The sequence below is a fragment of the Lacisediminihabitans sp. genome, assembly GCF_036569425.1.
Taxonomy (GTDB): Bacteria; Actinomycetota; Actinomycetes; order Actinomycetales; family Microbacteriaceae; genus Lacisediminihabitans.
The window spans coordinates 1-14,546 of the sequence record NZ_DATCQQ010000091.1; the positions used below are offsets into that span (position 1 = coordinate 1).

Genomic DNA, 14,546 nt, shown 5'->3' on the forward strand with positions numbered 1-14,546 from the left:
CACCACATCCGATGGTGGTCCCACACCCAGGAAACAAACCTGGCCAACGGAATCCTGCTCTGCTCCGCCCACCACCACAGCATCCACCGGGACGGCTGGCAAATCCACGTCATCAACAACGTCCCCTGGTTCATCCCACCCCCGACAATCGACACCCAACAGCGACCCCGCCGCGGAGGACGACCACCAGTACCGACCACACCACAAAGAAACACACCACCGAGAGACGGGCCACCGGAACACGGACCAGTGAGGGACGGGCCACCGGAACACGGGCCGCCGATCGCGCTGCGGCGGTGACGGGCCGAAAGCGCGAAAGAGCCCGGCGGCCGCCGCGAGCTCGGTGACGACGGTGATCACGATCACGAAGAGCAGGATCGGCCAGACCCGGTCGGCGATCACCAGGGCGACCGGCACGGGGAGAATTCCCACGGCCACCGCGACCAGGCCCACAACCACGAGAGCCGCGCCCAGGATGGCTGTTCGCATCGCACCCCTTCGACCGGCTCGCCGCTGCTCGGCAGTCACCTCTATGCCCGGGTGTGCGCTTTTATGCCCGGGTGTGCGCATTCCCGGTGACGGGGTAGCGTTGAACTCACCACAGCGGGGAGGCGGTCATGCGCAAGTTCATTTTCAGCGGCACCCTGATCAGCGCGATTCTCGGAGGCTGGAGCACTGTCCAGACCACGAGGCGCGGCCCCCGCGACTGGCGGCTCATCCTCATGTGGATCAGCTGGGCGGCGACCGTCGCGATCGCCGTCGGCACCGTAATCGAACAGTCTCGTGATGCTCACGAGCTAGAGGAGTAGGCATGCACAACCCCTTAATCCCCAACATCCAGGACATGGGCTTTGGCTTCGCGGGGCTGCTCGGCGTGGCGGTGTGGGCGTTCTTCATGCTGCTCTTCTTCTCCGTGGCAATCGGGCTGATCTTCCTCCTCGTTCGCTTCCTGCTCGTGGCCACTCACGCCGCCCAGCTCTACGTGGCCCGGCACGAGCCGCCGAAGCCCGCGAAGCCGGTGGCGACGACCCCGCCGGCCGATCCGTCTGCCGGGCCATCGGTCGGGCCTTGGGGCGAGACCCCGGCGTCCGGCACGCCCGCCGCCACCGCACCGGCAACGGTCGTACCGGCAACGGTCACGCCTGAGCCCGAGGCGAAGGCGCCGGCCTCGAAGACCCCGGCACCGAAGACCCCGGATGCCGCCACTCCCCCCGCGAGTACCGCGCCCGAGGCTGCGCAGACCGCGACGGCCACCAGGGTCATGCCGGCGGCCTCCGCGACCAAGCCCGCGACGACGGCCGCGGCCAAGCCGGCGACCAAGCCGATCGTGACCTCCCCTCCTGCCGCGACACCGGCCGCGTCGAAGCCGACCGGGACGCCGACCGCGACGAAGCCGACGGCAGCGACGCCGGCCGCGTCCACGAACGATGCGACCGAGGTCCTGCCGCCCGCGACCCCCGCTACCAGGACACCGCGGGTGCCGCGCCGCGCGAAGACCCCGCCCACGGCCTAGCCACAACGGGTCACCGGTTGACGAGCAGGCTCACGCCGAGCGTCAGCATGAGAACGGCGATGGCGCCGTCGAGCACCCGCCACGCCACGGGCCTCGCGAACAGCGGGGCGAGAAACCGGGCGCCGAAGCCGAGCGCCGAGAACCAGGCGGCACTGGCTGCCGCGGCCCCCACACCGAACAACCAGCGCCCGCCGTCACCGTGAGTGGCGGCCAGCGAGCCGAGCAGCACGACGGTGTCCAGGTACACGTGCGGATTGAGCCAGGTCAGCGCGAGGCAGCCGAGCGCCGCGACCGCACGCGACATCTCGGTTGCCACGGCCGCCTCCAGCGCGCTTCGCCCGAATGCCCGCTTGGCCGCGATCGACGCATAGCCGAAGAGGAAGGCGGCGCCGGCCCACCGCGCGATCTCGAGGGCGACGGGTGCCGCGCGCACGAGGGCGCCGACCCCCGCGACTCCCGCGAAGATGAGCACGGCGTCGGAGAGCGCGCAGATCGCCACGACGGGCAGCACGTGTTGCCGGCGCAGACCGATCCTCAGCACGAAGGCATTTTGTGCGCCGATCACGACGATGAGGGAGCCGCCGGAGGCGAACCCGGCCAGCACGGGGAGGAAGGGCATCCTCGAACCCTACGAAGGCCAAGCCGACTAATCCAACTAAACTTTCTTATGATTCATTAGCATTGCTTCATATGGATCTCCACCTCGACCAGCTCAGGACGCTCACCGCCGTCATCGACACCGGGAGCTTCGAATCGGCCGCCCGCGCCATGCGCGTGACCCCGTCCGCGGTGAGCCAGCGCATCAAGTCGCTCGAACAGCAGGTGGGTCGGGTGCTGGTGCAGCGATCGAAACCCGCGAGCCTCACCGACTCGGGCCTCGTGGTCATGAAGCTCGCACGACAGGTGCAACTGCTCGAGCACGACACGGTCGCGGCGCTGAACCCGGCCGAGATGGCCTTCACGAGCGTTCCCCTGGCGATCAACGCGGACTCCCTCGCCACCTGGCTGCTCCCCGCCCTCGCGGAGCTGGCCGGTGTCTCATTCGACCTCTACCTGGCCGACCAGGACCACTCCGCCGCGCTGCTGCGCGCGGGGACGGTGATGGCCGCGGTGACCTCCGAGCCGGATCCCGTGCAGGGCTGCACCGTTTCCCGCCTGGGATCGATGCGCTATCGCGCGGTGGCCAGTCCCGGATTCGCCGCTCGGTGGATGCCCCAGGGACCGACAGTCGATTCCCTCGCGGTCGCCCCGATGCTGGTCTTCGATCGCGCGGACAGCCTGCAGGACCGCTACCTGCTCGCGCGCAGCGGCAACGTCCTCGCCCCGCCCAGGCACTTCATCCCGGCGTCGACAGAATTCGTCACGGCCACGACTCTCGGGCTCGGCTGGGCGATGCTGCCCGACGCCCAGAGCACGGACCTCCTGGAAGATGGGCGCCTCCTGCTGCTCGATGCCGAGACTCCCGTCGACGTGCCGCTCTACTGGCAGCAGTGGTCGCTAGACTCCCCGGCGCTCGAGGCGATCGCCGACGCGGTCGCTCGCGCGGCGGCAGCCCACCTCTCCTAGACGAGAAAGCCCCGCAGCAGGGCGGCCGATCCCTCGAGATGCTCCTGCATCGCCGAGGCCGCGCGCGCGCCGTCGCCGGTGAGGATCGCGATCACGATCGCCTCGTGCTGTTGGTTCGAGTGCTCGATGTTGGGCTGCAGCAGCGGGATGTTCTCGAGCAGTTCGTTCACCCGCATCCGGTTGTCGGCGATGAGCGGCACGAGCGACGGCGCGCCGGCGAGCTCGCCGATCGTGAGGTGCAGCCGGGAGTCGAGCCGACGGTAGTCGACAATGGACGCCTCCGCCGTCTCGCCGAGCCGTGTCCACAGGGCCTCCCGCTCCTCGGCCGAGAGCGAGCGGGCCGCGGCCGCCCGGGCCGCCCCCACCTCGAGGATCTCGCGCAGGCCCAGGATGTCGTCGATCTGCTCGACGGTCGGCGGCGCAGAAGGCGCGAGTCCCTCGATCGCGACACCGGCACTCCTCGCCGGCAGCTCGTCGACCACGAAGGTGCCACCGTACCGGCCGCGGCGGGAGACCAGGTAGCCGGCGTCGGCGAGCGAACGGATCGCGTCGCGCACGGTGTCCCGGCTCACGGAGAACCGCGAGGCGAGGTCCCGCTCGGCCGGGAGGGCCTCGCCGGGCGCGACGATACCGAGCCGGATCGTCTGCAGCAGCCGCGAGACTGTCTCCTCGAACGCGTTGCCGGCCCTGACAGGCCGGAACAGCGCATCCCCCGCCACGCCCAAGCGGCCGGCATCCTCCCCCGGGTCGGTCACGGCAACAGCCATCACAGTGGCGTGACGTAGGCGGCGCTGATGCCGCCGTCGACCAGGAAGGTCGAGCCGGTGATGAACGACGAGTCGTCGCTCGCGAGGAAGGCGACGGCCGCCGCGAGCTCCTCCGGCTCGGCGAAGCGGCCCTTCGGAATGTGCACGAGGCGACGCTGGGCGCGCTCCTCGTCCTTCGCGAAGAGCTCCTGCAGCAGCGGAGTGTTCACCGGGCCGGGGCAGAGCGCGTTCACCCGGATGCCCTGCCGGGCGAACTGCACGCCCAGCTCACGGCTCATCGCGAGCACGCCGCCCTTCGAGGCGGTGTAGGAGATCTGGCTTGTCGCCGAACCGAGCACGGCGACGAAGGACGCCGTGTTGATGATGGAGCCGGACTGCTGCACCACCATGTAGCGCAGCGCCGCCCGGCAGCACAGGTAGACCGACTTGAGGTTGACGTCCTGCACGCGCTGCCAGGCCGGGAGCTCGGTGGTCTCGATCGAGTCGTCGTCGGGCGGCGAGATGCCGGCATTGTTGAAGGCGATGTCGACCGAGCCGTAGGTCTCGTTGGCGATCGCGAACAGGCGGTCGACCTGCTGCTCGTCCGTCACATCCACCTGCACGAAGAGGCCGTCCACCTCGCCCGCCGCGGCGGCCCCCGTCTCCGGGTTGAAGTCGCCGATCACGACCGTCGCGCCCTCGGCCGCGAATCGGCGCGCAGTCGCGAGGCCAATGCCGCTCGCGCCGCCGGTGACGACGGCGACCTTGCCCGCGAGCCGCTGGGTGAGGTCGATCTTCGGTACTGCCATGGCGATTTCTCCTAGTCGGTGCTGATGAAGACGTTCTTGGTCTCGGTGAACGCCGCCGCGGCATCCGGCCCGAGCTCGCGCCCGAGGCCGCTCTGCTTGAAACCGCCGAACGGGGTCGAGTAGCGCACCGAGGAGTGCGAGTTGACCGAGAGGTTGCCGCTCTCGATGCCGCGGGAGACGCGGAGGGCGCGGCCCACGTCACGGGTCCAGATCGAGCCGGAGAGTCCGTACTCGCTCGCGTTGGCGAGGGCGATCGCGTCGGCCTCGCCGTCGAAGGGCAGCACGGTCACGACGGGTCCGAAGATCTCTTCGGTCACGGCCCGGTCGGTGCGGGATCCCGGCAGCAGCACGGTGGGCGGGAACCAGAATCCTGCACCCTCCGGCGCGCTCCCGCGGAAGGCGACGCGGGACTCGTCGGTCACGTACGACCGCACCTTCTCCCGGTGCGCGGCGGAGACGAGCGGCCCCATCTCGGTCGCCTCATCGGTGGGCGAACCGACCCGCACGCCCTTCACCGCCGGTTCGAGCAGCTCGAGGAAGCGATCGAGCACGCTGCGCTCCACGAGGATGCGGCTGCGGGCGCAGCAGTCCTGGCCGGCGTTCTCGAACACGGCGTACGGCGCGGTGGCCGCAGCCCTCTCGAGGTCGGAATCCGCGAACACCACGTTCGCCGACTTGCCGCCGAGCTCGAGCGTCACGGCCTTGACCTGGTCGGCGCAACCGGCCATCACCCGCTTTCCGACGGCGGTCGACCCGGTGAACACGACCTTGCGCACGTCAGGGTGGGTCACGAACCGGTCGCCAACAACATCGCCGCGCCCCGGCAGAACCTGGAAGAGCGCGGGTGGGAGCCCGGCCTCGACCGCGAGTTCGCCGAGCCGGATGGCGGTGAGCGGGGTCCACTCGGCGGGCTTCAGCACGACCGCGTTTCCGGCGGCGAGCGCGGGCGCGAAGCCCCAACTCGCGATGGTCATCGGGAAGTTCCACGGCACGATCACGCCGACGACGCCGAGGGGTTCGAGGAAGGTCACGTCGATGCCACCGGCCACCGGGATGGTCTTGCCGATCATCCGCTCCGGCGCCGCGGCGTAGTAGTCGAGCACGTCGCGCACGTGGCCGGCCTCCCAGCGCGCCTGGGAGATCGGATGTCCGGAGTTCGAGACCTCGAGACCGGCGAGCGTCTCGATGTCGTTGCCGACCGCGGCCGCGAAGCGGCGCAGCGCTGCGGCCCGATCGGTCGGGGCGAGCGCCGCCCAGAGTCGCTGGGCGGCGACGGCGTCCGCGATCGCCTCGTCCACGCGCTCCCGCGTCGAGTGCTCGACCGTCTGCAGCATGCGCTCGTTCGCCGGGTTGATGATGGTCGTGACGGTCACTTCTTTGCCTCTCGTGCCGCATCCACGAGCCCGGCGAAGAGTCTCAGGTCGTCCTGGTTCTGCTCCGGATGCCACTGCACGGCCACGCCGAACGGCATCCCGGTCACCTCGACGGCCTGCACGATGCCGTCGTCGCTTCGCGCGGTGACGACCAGGCCGTCCGCGACCCGGTCGATGGCCTGGTGGTGGTAGACCTCCACGTGCAGGGGCTCGGCCCCGATGAGGGTCGCCACCGCGCTGCCCGGCTCCGCCTCGATCGGCACCCGGTTGAAGGTGCCGCCCCCGAGCTGGTACCTCGAATTGCCGATCACCTCGGGCAGGTGCTGGTGCAGGCTGCCGCCGAGGGCGACGTTGAGCATCTGCGCGCCGCGGCAGATGCCGAGAAAGGGCAGTCCGCGCTCGATTGCCGCGGTGAGCAGCGCGTCCTCCCAGGCGTCGCGGTCGGTGCGCGGCTCGTCGGTCGCCTCATGGGGATCCTGGCCGTAGCGCCTGGGGTCGACGTCCTTGCCGCCCGTCACGATGAGGCCGTCGAGGGAGTCGAGCACACGGTTGGCAATCTCCCTGGACACCGGTTGCGGTGGCAGCAGCACCGCGATGCCGCCGGCACGGGTGACCGAGTCGAAGTACACCCGGGGCAGGAAGGCCGCCGGCACGTCCCAGACGCCGGTCTGCGCCTGCTCGAGGTAGGTGGTGAGGCCGATCACCACAGGGTCAGAACCGCTCAAAGCCGCGCACCCTCTCCCAGTCGGTGACCGCGGCGTCGTAGGCCGCGACCTCGATGCGCGCGTTGTTGAGGTAGTGCTCGACGACGTCGTCGCCGAAGGCGGCCCGCGCGATCTCGGACCGGCCGAACAGCTCGGCCGCCTCGCGCAGCGTCGCGGGCACCCGGGGAGCGTCGCTGCCGTACGCGTTGCCCTCGAACATCGGCTCGAGCTCGAGCTCGTTCTCGATGCCGTACAGTCCGCCGGCGATGAGGGCCGAGACCGCGAGGTACTGGTTGACGTCGCCGCCGGGCACCCGGTTCTCCACGCGCAGTCCGAGGCCGTGCCCCACGACGCGCAGGCTGCAGGTGCGGTTGTCGAGGCCCCAGGCCACGGCGGTCGGCGCGAAGCTGCCGTCGACGTAGCGCTTGTACGAGTTGATGTTGGGGGCGAAGAAGAGGGTGAGTTCCCGCATCGTCTTCAGTTGCCCGGCCAGGAAGTGGCGGAACATCTTCGACATCCCGAGCTCGTCGTCCTTGTCGGCGAACACCGGGTCGCCGTCCGCGCCGCGGAACGAGATGTGGATGTGGCAGCTGTTGCCCTCGCGCTCGTTGAACTTGGCCATGAAGGTGATCGCCTTGCCGTGCTTGTCCGCGATCTCCTTCGACCCGTTCTTGTAGATCGAGTGGTTGTCGCAGGTCGTGAGGGCGTCCTCGTAGCGGAAGGCGATCTCCTGCTGGCCGAAGTTGCACTCGCCCTTCACCCCCTCGCAGTACATCCCGGCGCCCTCCATCGAGACGCGGATGTCGCGCAACAGGGGCTCCATGCGCGTCGAGGCGAGCAGGGCGTAGTCGATGTTGTAGTCGCTTGCCGGCGTGAGGTCCCGGTAGCCCTTCGCCCATGCGTCGCGGTAGCTGTTGTCGAAGACGATGAACTCGAGCTCGGTGCCCACGTACGGCACGAGCCCCTTCTCGGCCAGGCGCGCCATCTGGCGCTTGAGGATCTCCCGCGGCGCCGGGGCGACCGGGGTCTCGTCGAGCCAGGTGAGGTCGGCCATCACGAGGGCGGCGCCCGGCAACCAGGGCACCAGCCGAAGCGTCGACAGGTCGGGGATCATGGCCATGTCGCCGTACCCCTTCTCCCACGAGGAGATGCGGTACCCGTCGACGGTGTTCATCTCTACGTCGACGGCGAGGAGGTAGTTGCAGCACTCGGCACCGTGCTGGCTGACCTCCTCCTTGAAGAGCCTGGCGGAGGTGCGTTTGCCGACGAGACGACCCTGCATATCGGTGAACGCCACGATCACCGTGTCGATCTCCTGCCGGTCGATGAGTCCGTTGAGCTCGTTGGTGGTGAGCATTCCGGAGCGTTTTGTCATGCGCGTTCTCCTCGGTCGGTGAGAGTCCTGCCGACCATTACACCACGCTCCTTCGCCGCGCGGTGGGCAGTCGTAAGAGAAGTCGTAACAAGATATTTACACCCAAAGGTAGACACGGGGTACCAATAGGCCAGTACGCTCGGAGCACTCTGATCCACCTCGCGCGCAATGGAGCGCGCGAACAACTCGTTCGACCCATGGGAGAGAAAACGAATGACAGATCACGGCAACACCAGCGTTTCCGGGGTGACGTACACGAGGGCGGAGGATGGCTACTTCGAGAAGCGCACGCTCAAGCGGTCGGCGGGCGTCTGGGGACTCTGGGGGCTCGGCATCGCCGCGGTCATCTCCGGCGACTTCTCCGGCTGGAACCTCGGACTGGCCACGTCGGGCTGGGGCGGCATGCTGATCGCCTTCATCATCGTCGTCATCATGTACTTCGCGATGCTGTTCAGCATCGGAGAAATGTCGGCGGCGATGCCGCACACCGGCGGGGCGTATTCCTTCGCCCGGGCCGCGATGGGACCGTGGGGAGGGTTCGTCACCGGACTCGCCGAGACGATCGAATACGTCGCGACTACTGCCGTGATCGTCTACTTTTCGGCCGGCTACGCGAACGGGATCACCGCCACGTTCGGTCTCGAGCTGCCGACCTGGGTGTGGTGGATCATCCTCTACATCGTCTTCATTGCCCTGAACACCGCCGGCGCATCGATCTCCTTCAAGTTCGCCGTCGTGGTCTCGATCATCTCGATCGCGATCCTGGCCGTGTTCGCGGTCGCCGCCCTCGCGTCCGGCGCCTTCAGCGTTGAGCACCTGTTCGACGTGAAGCCGGATGCCGGCCAGAGCACGTTCCTCCCGCACGGGGTCTTCCCGATCCTGCTCGTGTTGCCGTTCGCGATGTGGTTCTTCCTCGGTATCGAAGAGCTGCCGCTGGCAGCCGAGGAGGCCCACAATCCGGCCAAGGACATCCCGAAGGCGGGCATCGTGGGCATGATCACCCTGGTGATCTGCGGCGCGGTCGTGCTGGTGCTCAACCCGGGCGTCAACGGGTCGACGAAGCTCTCGGCATCCGGCGAGCCGCTGCTCGACGGCTTCCGCGCGATCCTCCCAGACGGCCTGGCGGCGATCCTGTCGGCCTTCGCACTGATCGGCCTGCTCGCCTCACTGCAGGGGATCATGTTTGCCTACGGTCGAAACATGTACTCGCTCTCCCGCGCGGGCTACTACCCGAAGGTGCTGTCCCTCACCGGCAAGCGCCAGACGCCGTGGCTCGCACTCATCGTCGGCGCGGTCATCGGATTCATCGCCATGATCATCGTCGACCTCACCGGCGGAGCCGCCGGATCCGGCGGGGCGATCGTGCTCAACATCGCGGTTTGGGGCGCCGTGCTCTCCTACCTGCTGCAGATGATCTCGTTCGTGGTGCTGCGCCGCAAGTTCCCCCGGGCGCACCGGCCGTACAAGAGCCCGGTCGGGGTGGCTGGGGCGGCGGTCGCCGGCGTGATCGCCGCGGCGACCTTCGTCGGCTTCCTGCTCAACCCACCGTTCCTTCCCGCCATCGTGGCCATCGCGGTCGTCTACGTCGTGATGCTCGCCCTCTTCGCGCTCTTCGGCCGCAAGCAGCTCGTGCTCTCGCCGGAGGAGGAGTACGCGCTGAGCGGCGGCCTGCACGGTGACCCGCAGGAGGAAGGCTACGACGCCATGGAGACCGAGGTGTTCGGCACGAAATAGACCCACACCACCACGGCGGGGTCCGGAACTGTTTCGGGCCCCGCCGTCGCCGTGTGGCGTGTCATCAGGGGCGCAGGCGCGTTGGTCGGTGATAATGAGCACACCATCGTCCCTCGTGGTGGAAGGTTCGAGAAGCATGTCCCAGACAGTCAGGCCCAACAGCAGCGTGAGTCCAGCCGATTACGAAGAGCTCCAGGAGCTCGTCTTCGACCTCGTGCGCGAACGCGTGCTCGCGGCCATCGGCGTCGGCGGAATGTGGAGCATCGACTTTCGCAAGGCCGGTGACACCGACGCCTTCTTCGGCGTGACCGTCGCCGAACGGATCGCCAGGGACGTCGCCGCGCAGATCGCACCGCAGACCGGAGAACTGGCCGATCACGCGCCGGTCGTCGGCTCCTACTACGTGGCCCCCACGGTTTCTCCGTCCGTTGCCTCCACCGCCTCCGCCGAGATCGAGCTGAGCACAAGCGAGATCGTGCTCCCGACCGTCGCGCCGGAGGCCGCGCCCGTTACCGAGAGCGTCGAGCGCGTCGTGTGGGTCGCCGAACCATCCCAGGTGGCCTGGGTCGCCGAGTTCGCCGAGGCGCGAACCATCGATAGGGCGGCCGCTGCGAGCGCCGAGACGGAAGCCGAAGCCGAGCGCCAGCACCGCAGGCTCGTCGCGTAGCACCGCAGTCTCGTCGCACAGCACTGCAGGCTCGTCGCGCAGCACCCTCCGGCCGCAGCCGCTTCGCACCGCCGGGCCTCGACGTCAGCGCGCCAGGCGCTTAACCGTAGATCGCCGCCGCTCCGATGGAGCGGCGGCGATCGAGTCGGTCTCTATTTTCCCGAATCGAGACACGCCTGGACCCGCCGTGCGATTCAACGCCCCCGCGTTTCCGCTCGGCGACCAGGAGAAGCTGAGGTAACCCCCGTCATCTGTTTAGAAAATTACCAGAGGGCAGTGAGCACTTCTTGCCCCACTACGGGGCTAGAACGGGAGGTACCAGTGTTGCTGAAGTGACCAGTGTGGCGTTCTGCCACGCTCCCCGCACGGCAATACGAGCCGGGGCTGTGGATGAGGTGGGCGATTCGCAGCTCGGCCTCGGTCCGTAGCGCCGCGCCCTCCCTCGGCTGACCGGCCCGTGACAGTTCCCGCCTGACACGACAGTGCCCGGTCGCCGAGGCACAAACAGGTCGAACGGAAACGGACGCGACCGCGGTGCGGCGCGCTCGGGTCAGCGAACGGCCTTGCCCGCGCTCCCGAGGGCCACGATCTTCTCCTCCACCACCGCCTCCACGGCGTCGCACACGGCCGGCATGAGCTTCGGTACCGAGTACTCCGAGGGGTTCTCGGCGAGCACCCGATCGAGTGTCGTGCGAAAGGCAAACCGCAGGTCGCTGTTCACATTGACCTTGCTCACCCCGATGCGCGCCGCCTCCTCGAAGTAGTGCAGCGGTGTGCCGCTGCCGCCGTGCAGGCTGATCTGGCAGTCGATGGCCTCGCGGATGCCGGCGAGCAGCCCCAGGTCGAGGATCTTCGGCGCGGGGTACCGCCCATGGAGGTTACCGACGGCGGCGGCGAAGGTGTCGATACCGGTCGCGTCGACGAACGCACGCGCCGTCTGCGGCGTGCTGAGGGTCTTCTTGATCTCCTCGTAGTCGAAGTCCTCGGAGTGCACTGTGCTCGACCCGGCGAAGTAGTGCGGCTCGCTCTCGACCTGCGCCCCGGTGAATCGCGCGTAGGCCACGACCTCCCTCGTGCCCTCGATGATCTCGTCGAGCGAGGCGTCGTGGTTGGCCTGCGAGATGTCGAGGTGGATGAACTCGTAGCCGACGTCGATGGCCCGCTTGCAGCCGGCCACCGTCGGACAGTGGTCCAGGTTGAGGTACATCTCGATGCCGAGCTCGTCTCGGTAGTTGTCCACGAGGTCGCGGATGTTCGCCAGGCCCATCGAGGCGACCTCGCCGTCGCTCGCCTCCACCAGCACCGGCGCGGAGAGCTTCTGCGCGGCGTGCGCCACGGCGATGAGCGTCTCCTGGTTGTCGATGTTGAACGCGCCGACCGCGAAGTGCTCCCGACGGCTGCGCGTCATGAGCGCGCGCGCTCGCGCGGTGTTCTCGCGCATCCGGCCGATCGTCTGCTCCATCGTCACTCCGACGCTCTCACCGCGGCGCGATCACACCCGCGCCGGCACGACGGGCCGCACGGCTTCGAGGCGCTTCTCGGCCTCCGCGATGCGGCCGACGGTCTTGAGGAAGCTGTCCGGGTTGAGCGAGATCGAGTCGATTCCCTCGCTCACCAGGAAGGCGGCGAAGTCCGGGTAGTTGCTGGGCGCCTGTCCGCAGATACCGATCTTGATCCCGGCCGCGTGCGCCTTGTGGATCGCCTCGCTGATCATCCGTTCGACGGCCTCGTCGCGCTCGTCGAAGAGCGCGGCGAGTTCCTCCGAGTCACGGTCGACCCCGAGAACGAGCTGGGTGAGGTCGTTGGACCCGATCGAGAAACCGTCGAACTTGGCGGCGAACACCTCGCCGAGGATCACGTTGGAGGGGATCTCGCACATCATGTAGACCTGCAGCCCGTTCTCGCCACGCACCAGGCCGTTCTCGGCCATCACGGCGAGCACCCGGTCCGCCTCGGCCGGGGTGCGGCAGAACGGCACCATCACGATCACATTGGTGAAGCCGATGTGCTCCCGCACCCTCTTGAGCGCGCTGCACTCGAGCGCGAAACCCTCCCGGTAGCGTTCGTCGTAGTAGCGTGACGCGCCGCGGAACCCGAGCATGGGGTTCTCCTCCAGGTGCTCGAACGCCGAACCGCCGACGAGATGCGCGTACTCGTTGGTCTTGAAGTCGCTGAGCCGCACGATCACCGGGTTCGGGTAGTACGGCGCGGTCAGCTTGGCGATGCCGAGCGCGAGAGACTGAACGAAGTAGTCCTTCGGGTCGCTGTAGCCGCGGGTGAGTTCGGCGATCCGGCGCCGGTCGTCCTCGTCGGTCACCCGCTCGGGGTGAACGAGCGCCATCGGGTGCACGGCGATCAGGTTGTTGATGATGAACTCCATGCGGGCGAGGCCGACGCCGTCGGCGGGCAGGCGCCACCACTGGAAGGCCGCCGCCGGGCTCGCGATGTTCACCATCACGGCCGTACGGGTCTTCGGCAACGATCCCAGGTCCACCTCCTCCGCCTCGAAGGCGAGCGCTCCGTCGTAGACGTGGCCCTGGTCGCCCTCCGCGCAGGAGAGCGTGATGGTCTGCCCGTCCCTGATCGCGTCGGTGGCGTTTCCGGTGCCGACGACAGCGGGCACCCCGAGCTCCCGGCTGATGATCGCGGCGTGGCTCGTGGGTCCACCGTGGTCGGTGACGATTCCGGCGGCCCGCATCATGATCGGCACCCAGTCGGGGTCGGTCATTTCGGTGACGAGGATCGCGCCATCCTGGAAGCTCTCGATGTCGGCGGGGTTGCGGATCACACAGGCCGGGGCCGAGGCGATCGAATCGCCGATCGCGGCGCCGGAGACGAGCACGGTACCCGTCTCGGTGAGGCGGTGGATGGTGAACCGTGTGCCGCTCTTGCGGGACTGCACGGTCTCCGGGCGGGCCTGCACCATGAAGAGCTCCCCGGTGACGCCGTCCTTGGCCCACTCCATGTCCATGGGGTGCCCGTAATGCGCCTCGACGAGGGCCGCCCAACGGCCGAGCCGCACGATCTCCTCGTCCTGCAGCACGAAGGATTCCCGCTCGCGCACCGTCGTGTCGACCATGCGGGTGCGCGCGCTGCCCCCCTCGGCGTAGATCATCTTCCGTTCCTTGGGGCCGAGGGTCTTCTCGATGATCGGCGAGCATGCCGGGTCGTCGAGGAGCGGTTTGAACACGAGGTACTTGTCGGGGTTGACGGTGCCCTGCACCACGGTTTCGCCGAGTCCCCAGGCGGCGCTGATCACGGCGGCCTCCGGAAATCCGGTCTCGGTGTCGATCGAGAACATCACCCCAGAACCGCCGACATCCGAACGCACCATGTGCTGGATGCCGATCGAGAGCGCGACCTCGAGATGGTCGAACTCCTTCACCTCCCGGTAGCTGATCGCCCGGTCGGTGAAGAGCGAGGCGTAGCAGCGCCGGCACGCGTCGAGCAGTTCTCGTTCGCCGGTCACGTTGAGGAAGGTCTCCTGCTGCCCGGCAAAGCTGGCGTCCGGCAGGTCTTCGGCGGTGGCGCTGCTGCGCACGGCTACCGACAACGGGCCGCGGCCGGCGCCCGTGGAGAGCGCGGCATAGAAGGTTCGGATGGTCGCGGCGATCTGCTCAGGGAATTCGCCGGCCAGGAAGAGTTCGCGCACGGCCTCACCGGTGACCCGCAGGGTCGCATCCCCGGAGTGGTAGCGGTCGAGCGCGGCGCGGATGGCCGGCTCGAGCCCGTTGGACTTGACGAAGGCCCGGTACGCGGCGGAGGTCGTGGCGAAACCATCCGGCACCCGCACTCCCTCGCTCCCCAGGGTGCTGACCATTTCCCCGAGGGAGGCATTCTTGCCTCCGACCTGGGGAATGTCCGCCATCCCGATCTCGTCGAACCGCACCACGTATCGCTCGTCCATGCTCTTCTCCCACCTCGTTGGGCACCTCGTTGGGCGCCACGCTACTCCGAGCCGGCAAGCCGCCTTGGGGCTTTCGGCTCTATCGGGCGTGCGCCGTCTGTCCTTCGATGGAGGGGTCGGCCCGACCGATTCCGGCCGGCGATCGAGAGTGA

General features: G+C 68.4%; 13 protein-coding genes and 1 pseudogene. 5 read left to right on the forward strand and 9 right to left on the reverse strand.

Annotation, left to right across the window (positions count from 1 at the left end; genetic code table 11):
* A pseudogene (locus VIM54_RS15135) lies at positions 1 to 489 on the reverse strand (hypothetical protein); the annotation flags it as partial.
* A 128-nt stretch (positions 490 to 617) separates the two neighbouring features.
* Here VIM54_RS15135 and VIM54_RS15140 point away from each other — a divergent pair.
* Both VIM54_RS15140 and VIM54_RS15145 read left to right on the forward strand, forming a co-directional pair.
* The gene (locus tag VIM54_RS15140) at positions 618 to 809 is read left to right on the forward strand and encodes a hypothetical protein (RefSeq protein WP_331902570.1); all 192 of its coding nucleotides are present in this window, start codon (positions 618 to 620) and stop codon (positions 807 to 809) included.
* Positions 810 to 811: 2 nt separating this feature from the next.
* A complete protein-coding gene (locus VIM54_RS15145; RefSeq protein WP_331902571.1) occupies positions 812 to 1,513 on the forward strand; it encodes a hypothetical protein in 702 nt (233 codons plus the stop codon).
* A gap of 10 nt (positions 1,514 to 1,523) precedes the next feature.
* On the opposite strand, the gene VIM54_RS15150 is transcribed toward VIM54_RS15145, so the two are convergent.
* Positions 1,524 to 2,132, reverse strand: a complete 609-nt coding sequence (locus tag VIM54_RS15150) for a LysE/ArgO family amino acid transporter (RefSeq protein WP_331902572.1) — start codon at positions 2,130 to 2,132, stop codon at positions 1,524 to 1,526.
* A 71-nt stretch (positions 2,133 to 2,203) separates the two neighbouring features.
* Between VIM54_RS15150 and VIM54_RS15155 the strand changes: the two genes are divergently transcribed.
* Positions 2,204 to 3,079, forward strand: a complete 876-nt coding sequence (locus VIM54_RS15155) for a LysR family transcriptional regulator ArgP (protein ID WP_331902573.1) — start codon at positions 2,204 to 2,206, stop codon at positions 3,077 to 3,079.
* Here VIM54_RS15155 and VIM54_RS15160 read toward each other — a convergent pair.
* From VIM54_RS15160 to VIM54_RS15180, 5 genes are read right to left on the reverse strand one after another with little or no spacing between them, the layout of a single operon-like run.
* Positions 3,076 to 3,834, reverse strand: a complete 759-nt coding sequence (locus tag VIM54_RS15160) for a FadR/GntR family transcriptional regulator (protein ID WP_331902574.1) — start codon at positions 3,832 to 3,834, stop codon at positions 3,076 to 3,078. The two genes, VIM54_RS15155 and VIM54_RS15160, sit on opposite strands and share 4 nt — an antisense overlap.
* A gap of 11 nt (positions 3,835 to 3,845) precedes the next feature.
* A complete protein-coding gene (locus VIM54_RS15165) occupies positions 3,846 to 4,634 on the reverse strand; it encodes a 3-oxoacyl-ACP reductase (RefSeq protein WP_331902575.1) in 789 nt (262 codons plus the stop codon).
* An 11-nt stretch (positions 4,635 to 4,645) separates the two neighbouring features.
* On the reverse strand, positions 4,646 to 5,989 hold the full coding sequence (locus VIM54_RS15170) for an aldehyde dehydrogenase family protein (protein WP_414673233.1): 1,344 nt from the start codon (positions 5,987 to 5,989) through the stop codon (positions 4,646 to 4,648).
* 14 nt (positions 5,990 to 6,003) lie between these two features.
* A complete protein-coding gene (locus VIM54_RS15175) occupies positions 6,004 to 6,732 on the reverse strand; it encodes a gamma-glutamyl-gamma-aminobutyrate hydrolase family protein (protein ID WP_331902577.1) in 729 nt (242 codons plus the stop codon).
* Positions 6,719 to 8,086 (reverse strand): glutamine synthetase family protein, encoded by a 1,368-nt coding sequence (locus tag VIM54_RS15180; protein ID WP_331902578.1) that lies wholly within the window; start codon positions 8,084 to 8,086, stop codon positions 6,719 to 6,721. The genes VIM54_RS15175 and VIM54_RS15180 overlap by 14 nt, the downstream gene beginning before the upstream one ends.
* A 213-nt stretch (positions 8,087 to 8,299) precedes the next feature.
* Between VIM54_RS15180 and VIM54_RS15185 the strand changes: the two genes are divergently transcribed.
* Positions 8,300 to 9,820 carry an amino acid permease gene (locus tag VIM54_RS15185; RefSeq protein WP_331902579.1) on the forward strand — a complete coding sequence of 507 codons (1,521 nt, stop codon included), beginning with the start codon at positions 8,300 to 8,302 and terminating at the stop codon, positions 9,818 to 9,820.
* A 136-nt stretch (positions 9,821 to 9,956) separates the two neighbouring features.
* A complete protein-coding gene (locus tag VIM54_RS15190) occupies positions 9,957 to 10,487 on the forward strand; it encodes a hypothetical protein (protein ID WP_331902580.1) in 531 nt (176 codons plus the stop codon).
* A gap of 550 nt (positions 10,488 to 11,037) precedes the next feature.
* Here VIM54_RS15190 and VIM54_RS15195 read toward each other — a convergent pair.
* Positions 11,038 to 11,949, reverse strand: coding sequence for a class II fructose-bisphosphate aldolase (locus tag VIM54_RS15195; protein ID WP_331902612.1), 912 nt, complete (start codon positions 11,947 to 11,949; stop codon positions 11,038 to 11,040).
* Positions 11,950 to 11,979: 30 nt separating this feature from the next.
* The gene (gene ppsA / locus VIM54_RS15200; protein WP_331902581.1) at positions 11,980 to 14,394 is read right to left on the reverse strand and encodes a phosphoenolpyruvate synthase; all 2,415 of its coding nucleotides are present in this window, start codon (positions 14,392 to 14,394) and stop codon (positions 11,980 to 11,982) included.
* Positions 14,395 to 14,546 lie beyond the last annotated feature (152 nt).